The organism is Methylomonas rivi, assembly GCF_024505165.1.
Classification (GTDB): Bacteria; Pseudomonadota; Gammaproteobacteria; order Methylococcales; family Methylomonadaceae; genus Methylomonas; species Methylomonas rivi.
On record NZ_JANIBK010000145.1, the window covers coordinates 1 to 9,845 of the forward strand.

Genomic DNA, 9,845 nt, shown 5'->3' on the forward strand with positions numbered 1-9,845 from the left:
TGTCGGCCCGGCACCGGGCGCGCAAACCGGCGAACATCAACCACGCCCGTATAACAGCGAGTTTGTCGAGCGCAAACAGCGCGCGGAAGCGGAGCCGCAAGCCGCCAAACACAGCGACGCCAATCACGCTCCGGCGGCTTCGGTTTCCGACGATTAAGCGAAGCCTTTCCGACCTCCCCGGTATCGATGCCAATACGCGGCTCGATACCGGGATTTTCGATAACAACGCAGCGCCATCGGCGGCAAAAAACCGACGGCATGCTCGCACCGGCACGCGGCCGGCCGATATTAAGTCCTCCGTCCGGCCTTGACCAAGCGATTTTAACCCTTGCCGTTACATTCCGACCGAATCCGCGGCCCAGCATTGCCACCGTTCCGACACTGATGGTTTAATGGCTTGACCGCCACCCGTGGACGCGGCATTTCTTCCCGAAAAGAGCAAACCCTGGCTTGGCCTACTCAAGGCAGACACCCGCCGCCTCTTATTTTTTACGCTAAAACCAGCGATAATAAGCAATTGATATACCCATACATTCAAACATCATGACCACCGAAATAGCCGCAGAAGCCAACCGACGCCGTACCTTTGCCATCATCTCCCACCCCGACGCCGGTAAAACTACCATTACCGAAAAACTGTTGCTGTTCGGCGGCGCAATTCAGCTGGCCGGATCGGTCAAGGGCCGCAAAGCCGCCCGGCATGCCACCTCCGACTGGATGGAAATGGAAAAGGAACGCGGCATCTCCGTCACCACCTCGGTGATGCAGTTCGAGCATAACGGCGCCATCATCAACCTGCTGGATACGCCGGGCCACGAGGACTTCTCGGAAGATACCTATCGCACCCTGACCGCCGTCGACTCGGCCCTGATGGTGATCGACGTCGCCAAAGGCGTCGAGGACAGAACCATCAAGCTGATGGAGGTCTGCCGGCTGCGCGACACGCCGATTCTGACCTTCATCAACAAACTGGACCGCGAGGGCCGCGAGCCCATCGAATTGCTGGACGAAGTGGAAAGCGTGCTGAAAATCGAGTGCGCGCCTATGACCTGGCCGATCGGCATGGGCAAGCGCTTTAAAGGCGTGTACCAGATGTACAAAGACGAGATTTTATTGTTCAGCCCGCATCACGGCGGCAAGATCGCCAAGGCCGAAGTCGTCAAAGGCCTAAACAACCCGCACCTGGACGAACTGATAGGCTTGCAGGCCGACGAATTGCGCGAAGAAATAGAGCTGGTCAAGGGTGCCAGCCACGAATTCGACTTGGACAAATACCTGCGCGGCGAGCAAACCCCGGTCTTCTTCGGCTCCGCCATCAACAACTTCGGCATCATCGAATTGCTGGACGCCTTCGCCGAATACGCCCCCGCGCCGAAACCGCGCCAGGCCGAACAACGCGAAGTCGAGCCGATCGAGGAAAAATTCACCGGTTTCGTGTTTAAAATCCAGGCCAACATGGACCCCGCCCACCGCGACCGGGTGGCCTTCATGCGCATCTGTTCCGGCAAATTCGACAAGGGCATGAAAATGCACCACGTCCGCGTCGGCAAAAGCATCACGGTAGCCAACGCCATCACCTTCCAGGCCGACAGCCGCAAAAACGTCGAAGAAGCCTTTCCCGGCGACATCATAGGCTTGCACAACCACGGCACCATCCAGGTCGGCGACACCTTTACCCAGGGCGAAACCCTGAAATACGGCGGCATCCCCTACTTCGCCCCGGAATTGTTTCGCCGCGTGGTATTAAAAGACCCGCTGCGCGCCAAAGCCCTGCAAAAAGGCCTGGTGCAACTGACCGAAGAAGGCGCCACCCAGCTGTTCAAACCCTTGAAAAACAACGATTTGATTTTGGGCGCCGTGGGTATTCTGCAATTCGACGTCACCGCCAGCCGGCTGAAAAACGAATACAACGTCGAATGCGTCTACGACGCCTCGCCGATCAACACCGTGCGCTGGATCAGCGCCAAAAACCCGGCCAAACTGGAAGAATTTAAAAACAAGGCTTTTGAAAACCTGGCCGAAGACGGCGGCGGTTTTTTGGTGTATCTGGCCAGCAGCCGGGTAAACCTGCAATTGACCGAAGAGCGTTGGCCGGATATTACTTTTAGTGCGACTAGGGAGTTGTAGGATTAACGGCCGGCCTGTTGACGCCGAAGGTCTGTAGACTGGGTTGAATAACGTGAAACCCAGCTTTAATTCTGGGTTTCGCTTTGCTCTGCCGTCGCTGACCAGCCCGGCATGGATCACAAGGCCTCTCGCTGACCGCGCAAGCCGTGAGCCGATCCGCGTGGGCACATAAACCGTGCCCACCCTACAGGACTGGTAAAACTCCACTTCTTTCATTTCTAAGCCGCCTGTGCGGCGGCGAACCCGGGAGCGCCGTCCTACGTCACGCTAGACGATTTCTAAGCCGCCTGTGCGGCGGCGAACGGTTACATCGAACAGCAGGCTGTTGCCCTGCTTTTCTAAGCCGCCTGTGCGGCGGCGAACTCAGCTTGGGTTTTCCAGTCAGGCGCTGGCACTTTCTAAGCCGCCTGTGCGGCGGCGGACTTCCGTAACCGTCACAATCGAGGCTATCTAATTTTCTAAGCCGCCTGTGCGGCGGCGAACTCACATAGACGGAAATGGGTTAAATAATACTTTTTCTAAGCCGCCTGTGCGGCGGCGAACAGCGCCTTAACGGGGATTGCCGCAGACGATGATTTCTAAGCCGCCTGTGCGGCGGCGAACGCAAATGCGAAAGATGATCCGATTGACTTTATTTTCTAAGCCGCCTGTGCGGCGGCGAACATTGGCTTAACAACGATGCCGTTCCACATAATTTTCTAAGCCGCCTGTGCGGCGGCGAACCCGGGCATGGTTTTTTGCAAATGTGCTCATTATTTCTAAGCCGCCTGTGCGGCGGCGAACGCTGGTTTGCAACAATGTGTTGTTGGTCACAATTTCTAAGCCGCCTGTGCGGCGGCGAACTTCCGTCTTGTCCTCCAAGGTTTACATCTTTTTTTCTAAGCCGCCTGTGCGGCGGCGAACTACGCTAGACGGTACGCATTCAGCGCCTTAACTTTCTAAGCCGCCTGTGCGGCGGCGAACGCTCCGCGTTTTGCGACTCGTGAATTGTCAGCTTTCTAAGCCGCCTGTGCGGCGGCGAACTTATATAACTGGCTTTGATTTACGCTTTATATTTTCTAAGCCGCCTGTGCGGCGGCGAACCTATATAACGCATCTTACATGTCGCACCGTTATTTCTAAGCCGCCTGTGCGGCGGCGAACCTGCCACCAGGGGGTTGACGCTTGGCACTTTTTTTCTAAGCCGCCTGTGCGGCGGCGAACTTGTTACGACGATGTTTCTTCGATTTGGTAATTTTCTAAGCCGCCTGTGCGGCGGCGAACTCAAAAATTACCTGCAATCTGGCGACACTGACTTTCTAAGCCGCCTGTGCGGCGGCGAACTAGCAGCCAAGCCAACAATAGGGTAGTCCATATTTCTAAGCCGCCTGTGCGGCGGCGAACTGATTATAAAGAAACGGGAAGCCGGTTGCGACAAGGGTTGCGAATGGATTAACCCATTTTTACCATCCGCAAAACCATTGGATGTAACCAGCTGATTTTGTTCACATTGTTAAAGAGCGGAAAATTTTGGGTCAAAATTCCGGTACCGTGGCGGCACTGCTCAGGCCGTAGGCGCTGAAACCGCCGGCCACCGGCGCGGCAACCTCGGTTTTGGCGATCCACAAACAAAACGTCTGTCCGCCGCTCAGGCTTTGCAAGCGAATGAACGGCAAATCCACCGACGGCGCTTCCATGTCGGCATAACGAAAGGTCGTCGGGTAGCGGGCGTCGGCGGCGGGTGTTTTCAGTTCCACGGTAGTATTCAGCGCGGTTGCCAAATCCAATCCGTGCCGCTTGGCGTAGCGGCGGGCCAAACGCTCCGGGTTGGTTTTGGGGCGCTCGCGCCGGAAAATCGCATATCCCGTCACCTTTTCCGGTACAGGGCGGATGCCGGTGCAATGCACGTAATCGCTGAGACGCGATAGCCGCCGAGGCGTATTAAAGCATTCCAGTGCGGCTTCGTCGGCGGCAAACAGCCGACATTTGTCGCCCAAGCTAAACCGCTTGTCCTCGGCCCGATACTTGGGAAAGCCGACACCGATAGGCATCCGTTCTTCAGCATCCAGCATTTCGACGAAGCCTAGGTGGAGCTGTTGAAACACTTTGGACCAAAGAAAATTCAGCCCGACTTCGGGATTGGGCAACAAGGTGATTTCCAAATAAAACCGCATGACTTAATCCTTGCCGCTTTCGCCGAATACGCCGCCGCGCACCAGCACCGCCATCACGTAATGCTGTTCGGTTTGGCTTAATTCGCCGCCCCGCGCGAAGCGGTCGAACAGCGTGTAAAAATCGGCCTTGGCTTTAGGCGTGCGGAAGGCTTTACCCAGATTGGTGACCGCGCCGTAGGGTACGACAGCAATCGGGCCGATGTGCGGATTGTCTTCGTTCACCGGATACCAAGTATCGATGCTACGTAACGCGTTGCCGATTTTTTGCGAATGCATGCCGGCCTGGCCGTCGATGTGGTAGAGGATTTTGCTTTTTTTGGCTTTGCTGTTGCCTTTGTCCAGCACCAGTTCTTCGCTGGGATAAACGTCCTGGGCTTGGCCGACTTGGGCATAGGCATCGACGGTCAGCAGTAAAAATTCGCTTTGCCCGCTGAGCGCGGCGGCGATTTTGTCGGCCAAGGCCGCGACATCGGGGTGGCCGTGGTCGAAGTTTTTCAAGTCGAAGGCTTTGGCGTCGAAAGTCCAGGCTTGTTTGTCTTCTTGGTTGCGGACGCTGACCACCACTTCGATCCGCTCGGCACCGACCCGGTTGCGCCACAGGAAGCGGGCGTTGGCTAGGTTGGTGGCGTAGCGTTTGGCCCTCCCTGAACACCTTTCGGGATTACAGCATCCGTAGGTTTTGTTAGCGGTGTTCAGCAATACGGATCGTGAATTCAAATAATGGCCTTTATTCGCACAATTTATGGCTACAATGCTTGCAGCCATCAGTAGGTAAACTATGACAACTAACACCAACAACCGAAATGTTATTCAGGTATTCATAGTCTCCGCTATTCAGAGGATTAAATGCCGCGCAAGATTGGATAAAATCAATATCAGGCCGCGAATGACTCTTGCCCAACAAGACTGGCAGATGCTTTTTGATTTGCAAGATCATCCGCCAGAACCGACTGAACGCATGAAAAAAGCCTTGCAAACTTACAAGAAAATTATCGCTGAACAAATATGAGCGGCAGCAGTTGTTAACCATGTGTCAAAAGAAACTGTAACTCTATGCCCAAATTTAACAACAAAAGACAAGTCACCTTGCCGCAAGCGATTTGCACTGCTATTGACTTGCATCCTGGCGATTATGTCGATATCTTCGCGCGCGATGGCATGATTCACGTCGTCAAGATGGACGCCAGTCCAATCTCCGGAAAAATTCTCGCCCCCATCCAAAGCGAAGTTTGCTCGACCAATGAAAACATCGAGACGCCGGGCAAAACACGCATAGCCGACGACCATTTATCCGATAGCAACGGCTAGGCCGTGCGCGCATTTACCGCGACACCCGGCCAGTGTTCCGCTATCAGCATTTGACACGTCGAAGCGACAACATCAACAGTCAAAACTCCGGCACGGTAGTGAGCGCGCTAAGCCCGTAACTACTGAATTTGCCGCCCGACGGCTCCGCCACCGCGATCTTTTTAATCCACAAACAAAAGCTTTGGCCGTTACTCAAGCTTTGCAAGCGAATGAACGGCGAGGTGACGCGCTGGATCGGCATCTCGCAATAGCGAAACGATTTGGGATAGACCGCACCGCCGTTCGAATCAGCGCGAAGTTGCACCACGCCGTTCAATGCCGTCTCGAAGTCCAGGTTGTGCCGCTTGGCATAACGCCGCGCCAAACGCTCCGGGTTAGTTTTGGGTCGTTCGCGGCGGTAAATCGCGTAACCCGCCACTTTGTCAGGCACCGGGCGAATACTGGTGCAATGCACGTAGTCGCTCAGGCGAGATAGCCATTTCGGGGCATCGAAGCGGACTAGCGTGGCTTGGTCTTGAGCAAATAATCTTAGTTTGCTGCACAGCGTAGTAAATTGATCATTAGCAACATGCCCAGGAAATGAAACCCCAATTGGCACCCGACTTTTAGCATCCTGCATTTCCACCAAACCTAGATGGATTTGCTGAAATACTTTCGACCAAAGGAAATGTATGGGGATTTCTTCGTTAGGCAGTAAAGTGATTTCTAAATAATATTTCATTTTTCACCTTTTTCACTCTCTCGGCTAAATACACCGCCGCGTATTAAATTTGCTACCACATAGGCTTGTTGGTCTTTATCGACAGTTTTCCCATTTACCCAGTCCAACATTAACGAATACAAATCTCCTTCGGCTTTATTTCTTCTATAGGCTTCGCCTCTCTGAGTAACCGCACCAAAGGGTTCTACTGCAATAGGAAACTCTGCGTTGCCATACCAGTCATCAATAGTTCTAATCGCATTCCCTATCTTCACGTTGTGCATGGCGGCCGTTTTATCCAACTCGAATAATACTTTTTTCTTTTCGCCCATATTCATTTCTTGTGAAGGGAAAACATGCTGACCAGTTCCCAGCTTCACATAGGCGTTGATTTCCAATAACACAAAGCTATTACTGTCGCCTTCCAGGCCAGTTTGAATTTTATTGGCGAGTATTTTCAATGTTTCGCAATTTGCACTTTTTGAAAAATCATTGAGTGAATAGTTGTAGGCATCAAAATACAAAGGCTTTTCCAATCCTTCGAAATTAACGCTAATTTTAATTTTCTCGGCGCAAACCCGGTTGCGCCATAAAAATCGACCATTGGCGATATTGTAGGCATAACGAAATGCCAGCGTTTCAAAGCCTTGGTTGGACTTAAATTCCTGTACTTTTTCGACGATTGCTTGCTCAAAACCCGGATCATTACAAGCATAAGGACTACCAATATTACCGATAATACGAAGCGTAAATTTAAGTTTTAAGGTGTCTTTGTCATGGGGTAAATTGGCATCGTCGCTATCCGAAGAAACCGGGTTTGGCTGAGATTTTTTCGCATCATCGGTGCCGTGTGCGCTTTGTGTTGAACGATTTTGACGCTTGGTAATACAAACTGGTTGCCAAGTATCATCGGCATTCAAATCATTGCCCCAGTTACCGCCGTACATAAGTCCGTCGGATGTTTCCAATTTGCGATCAAATGACAACAAACTCGGGTGATTTATTTCTTGATTATTTTCAGCCATTGAATTTATTCCTTATATTAAAGTGTATTGGAAATACGCGTTATTAGTTGAAGTCGTCTTCCGGATCTTCGTAGTTAATGATATGTTCTAAAATAGGTTCATCGTTTTCTTGTTGGCGATTTTGTTTACAGAGATACCAATTATTTTCATAATGATAAAACCAGAGACTGTTATTCAAATCGTCAACGGTTCTTAAGCGGTGAATACCTAACCATTCGCCGACGCTGTGTACAGATTCTACAAAGCACACGGGCGTTTCGTGATCTCGAGTATTTTCCACCACTGAATTTTGATAGACCTCGGAAATCGCCTTATAACCGACCATCAACGGCACTAAATAACCGGCTTCCGGTTTAGTAATATATTCCCAATCAGACTCGGTAGCCTCTGTAGGTTTGCAATAGCTCTGCCACTGATCCAATAGTTTCCGGTTATTTTTATTAGATTCCAGCTGATCAAAGTAATTTTTCAACAATGCATCGGGTTCTTTGGTTTCGTCGTAAGCGTGCTCCTGGTGTAAGTCCCAACAAGATGACAGCCGAGCGCAATACTCATTTTCCGGCTCATTTTTTACTAACGCTGCGAGGTGATTGGTAATCAAATCAGATTTTGGCCTAGCCCTTTGTTTGATAGTAATAAAGTCCATCCATGCATCCAGTAATTCAGCATTACTGTTTTCATTCAATAAGGCTTGGTAATGCGACTCGAGATAATTTGAGCGATCCATAAGCACAAAACCGGGTAATAACTTACGTTTGATGGTCCGCAGATCGTCTGTAGAAAAAACTTCGATATCATTTATATCTAAAATAGTACCGCCCGCCAATCGCTGTAACATACAGGCATTTTTCAACCACTTGATAAACTCATCCTGCCTGTTTCCTAAGTTCCCTTCGTAACCGATAAGCAACGAAACAACCATGTTCATTTTGCCTTCTTCAATGACAGGTGGCGTCGCTGTTTTGTCGTGAGATTTTAAATACGGCGGATTCCGGCTTTGGGTAAATTGATAATCGTAAGGTTTATAAGTGTGGATTTGCTGATTATGTGAAATCACTGCACAGCCATTCAAATTAATGCCATTAAAACCATTTCTATTTAATAATTTACGAGTCAGATTGTGGGTAAAGCCCAAAAAATGTGTGATTGCCGGAAACCCCCAGGTAAAACCGGCAATAGCATTGGCACTTTGAACTTGAACGCGGTTTATCAGTATATAGTGACTCATGATTGTTCCCGCGCCTGCGCTTTAAAGTTTTGCTCTATGGTTTGTATGTAGTCTCTAAGTGGTTGATCCATAAATGCCATCCACAAGCGGCGATGTTCACGTTGCGGGGTAAATTGCTTGTCTTTACCAATTAATAAACGGTTTAGCCATTGGGCAAAGTCTTTACAAATGACCGTATGCCAATCACTCGCCTTGCGTGCTGTTTGAAAGACATCATTATTCCTATAAGGGTCAAGAAAGTATTGATGTTCCAATTTGAGTTTTATATCGTCGGTACTTGACCAGCCAGGCTGTAGATTTTGAATATTGGCCGCATACCCTAATACTTCATCAATTATTTCGCCTGTCCATTTATCAAGCCACTTCAGATTTTTTGGGTCTTTTATACTCAAACCCAGGCGTTGATGACGGATTAGAAAATCTCGCAAATAATCAAGCGTTGTGCGGCTGCTTTTTTGTAAATGAACGGAATATAGAAACGATACGCTATGAATTGGTAGTTTTAGTTGGCTCTGCCAATCCGGGGGAGCACAAGAATACAAAATAAGCTTTCCTCCTCGCTTACCATTTAGCTGCGAAGCATTGCTATGATTGCTGGCTGTAACGCTTATAGTCGCTTTGTTCCAAAATAATGCCGAGGTTGATTTTGAATATTTATTTTTATCTTGTGACTTTTTAATATTCTTTTGTTCATCATCAAAAGTCTTTTCATAAATACTTTGAGCCAGTGAAGATGATTTTACTGGACACAACAAATGATATTGCAGTTCATCTTCTTCAATCGGAAAGAATACTTGTTTTGCTAGTGAATGACTACTAACACCATCCGCAGCCAATGATTTTCTAAAACCTTTATTCCACTGTTTAAGTTCTTCATGACTATTTGTAAATGGCTTAAGAATTTCATTTTCTTCGTCGGCGAATACCGAAGACATTTTATTTCCGTTTAACTCTAACTCTAGAAATTGATAAACAGGAGCATATTGGTTCCCGCTAACTGCGCCATCAACCTTCGTCTCCTTTAAACTTGAAGTAGTAAGAAATTTTAAGCTTTGTGAATCAATTTTGTCATAGAATGAAGAGCTGTCGATTTTTGAGTGTGTAAGCTTTATAACATGCGTAGCGAAATTGACGCTGCTAGCATTTTTTGATGCATCAGTTATCCATTTTCGAGCCTCAAATTTTTCTGCAATTTGGATGCACTTGTTTTCATAGTCTTCGTATAATAACTTAACATCAAACACATCCTCTGTTTGTTTAAGCGTCAAAACCGATTTAAATTTATTCCTTTGAAAATCAATTGA

Annotated in this window: 9 protein-coding genes and 1 CRISPR repeat array; of the genes, 3 read left to right on the forward strand and 6 right to left on the reverse strand. The window is 49.2% G+C overall.

Annotated features, from left to right (window positions below; translation table 11 throughout):
* The first annotated feature begins 543 nt into the window (after positions 1-543).
* On the forward strand, positions 544-2,127 hold the full coding sequence (locus NP596_RS17690; RefSeq protein ID WP_256616721.1) for a peptide chain release factor 3: 1,584 nt from the start codon (positions 544-546) through the stop codon (positions 2,125-2,127).
* Between the two features lie 215 nt (positions 2,128-2,342).
* Positions 2,343-3,510: direct repeats of the CRISPR family, unit length 28 nt; unit sequence TTTCTAAGCCGCCTGTGCGGCGGCGAAC.
* A gap of 131 nt (positions 3,511-3,641) precedes the next feature.
* Here the strand turns inward: NP596_RS17690 and cas6f (NP596_RS17695) are convergent.
* Both cas6f (NP596_RS17695) and csy3 (NP596_RS17700) read right to left on the reverse strand, forming a co-directional pair.
* Complete coding sequence (cas6f, locus tag NP596_RS17695; protein WP_256616722.1) at positions 3,642-4,280, reverse strand: type I-F CRISPR-associated endoribonuclease Cas6/Csy4; 639 nt, start codon at positions 4,278-4,280, stop codon at positions 3,642-3,644.
* 3 nt (positions 4,281-4,283) lie between these two features.
* Entirely contained in the window at positions 4,284-4,997 is a 714-nt protein-coding gene (gene csy3, locus NP596_RS17700; RefSeq protein WP_256616723.1) for a type I-F CRISPR-associated protein Csy3, read from the reverse strand.
* Between the two features lie 61 nt (positions 4,998-5,058).
* Between csy3 (NP596_RS17700) and NP596_RS17705 the strand changes: the two genes are divergently transcribed.
* Positions 5,059-5,289: a type II toxin -antitoxin system TacA 1-like antitoxin gene (locus tag NP596_RS17705; RefSeq protein ID WP_256616724.1), complete on the forward strand. Its 231-nt coding sequence runs from the start codon at positions 5,059-5,061 to the stop codon at positions 5,287-5,289.
* Positions 5,290-5,333: 44 nt separating this feature from the next.
* Positions 5,334-5,588 carry an AbrB/MazE/SpoVT family DNA-binding domain-containing protein gene (locus NP596_RS17710; RefSeq protein WP_256616725.1) on the forward strand — a complete coding sequence of 85 codons (255 nt, stop codon included), beginning with the start codon at positions 5,334-5,336 and terminating at the stop codon, positions 5,586-5,588.
* A gap of 79 nt (positions 5,589-5,667) precedes the next feature.
* On the opposite strand, the gene cas6f (NP596_RS17715) is transcribed toward NP596_RS17710, so the two are convergent.
* The 4 genes from cas6f (NP596_RS17715) to csy1 form a co-directional block, all read right to left on the reverse strand.
* A complete protein-coding gene (cas6f, locus tag NP596_RS17715; protein WP_256616726.1) occupies positions 5,668-6,309 on the reverse strand; it encodes a type I-F CRISPR-associated endoribonuclease Cas6/Csy4 in 642 nt (213 codons plus the stop codon).
* Positions 6,306-7,313: a type I-F CRISPR-associated protein Csy3 gene (gene csy3 / locus NP596_RS17720; RefSeq protein WP_256616727.1), complete on the reverse strand. Its 1,008-nt coding sequence runs from the start codon at positions 7,311-7,313 to the stop codon at positions 6,306-6,308. The genes cas6f (NP596_RS17715) and csy3 (NP596_RS17720) overlap by 4 nt, the downstream gene beginning before the upstream one ends.
* A 43-nt stretch (positions 7,314-7,356) precedes the next feature.
* Positions 7,357-8,541, reverse strand: a complete 1,185-nt coding sequence (gene csy2, locus NP596_RS17725) for a type I-F CRISPR-associated protein Csy2 (RefSeq protein ID WP_256616728.1) — start codon at positions 8,539-8,541, stop codon at positions 7,357-7,359.
* Positions 8,538-9,845, reverse strand: a 1,308-nt coding sequence (gene csy1 / locus NP596_RS17730) for a type I-F CRISPR-associated protein Csy1 (protein ID WP_256616729.1), incomplete at its 5' end; no start/stop codon positions are given. The genes csy1 and csy2, both read right to left, overlap by 4 nt.

Coding starts and splice junctions, on each gene's coding strand:
- NP596_RS17690 (WP_256616721.1), top strand. CDS start 544: ATGACCACCGAAATAGCCGCAGAAGCCAACCGACGCCGTACCTTTGCC.
- cas6f (WP_256616722.1), bottom strand. CDS start 4,280: ATGCGGTTTTATTTGGAAATCACCTTGTTGCCCAATCCCGAAGTCGGG.
- NP596_RS17705 (WP_256616724.1), top strand. CDS start 5,059: ATGACAACTAACACCAACAACCGAAATGTTATTCAGGTATTCATAGTC.
- NP596_RS17710 (WP_256616725.1), top strand. CDS start 5,334: ATGCCCAAATTTAACAACAAAAGACAAGTCACCTTGCCGCAAGCGATT.
- cas6f (WP_256616726.1), bottom strand. CDS start 6,309: ATGAAATATTATTTAGAAATCACTTTACTGCCTAACGAAGAAATCCCC.
- csy3 (WP_256616727.1), bottom strand. CDS start 7,313: ATGGCTGAAAATAATCAAGAAATAAATCACCCGAGTTTGTTGTCATTT.
- csy2 (WP_256616728.1), bottom strand. CDS start 8,541: ATGAGTCACTATATACTGATAAACCGCGTTCAAGTTCAAAGTGCCAAT.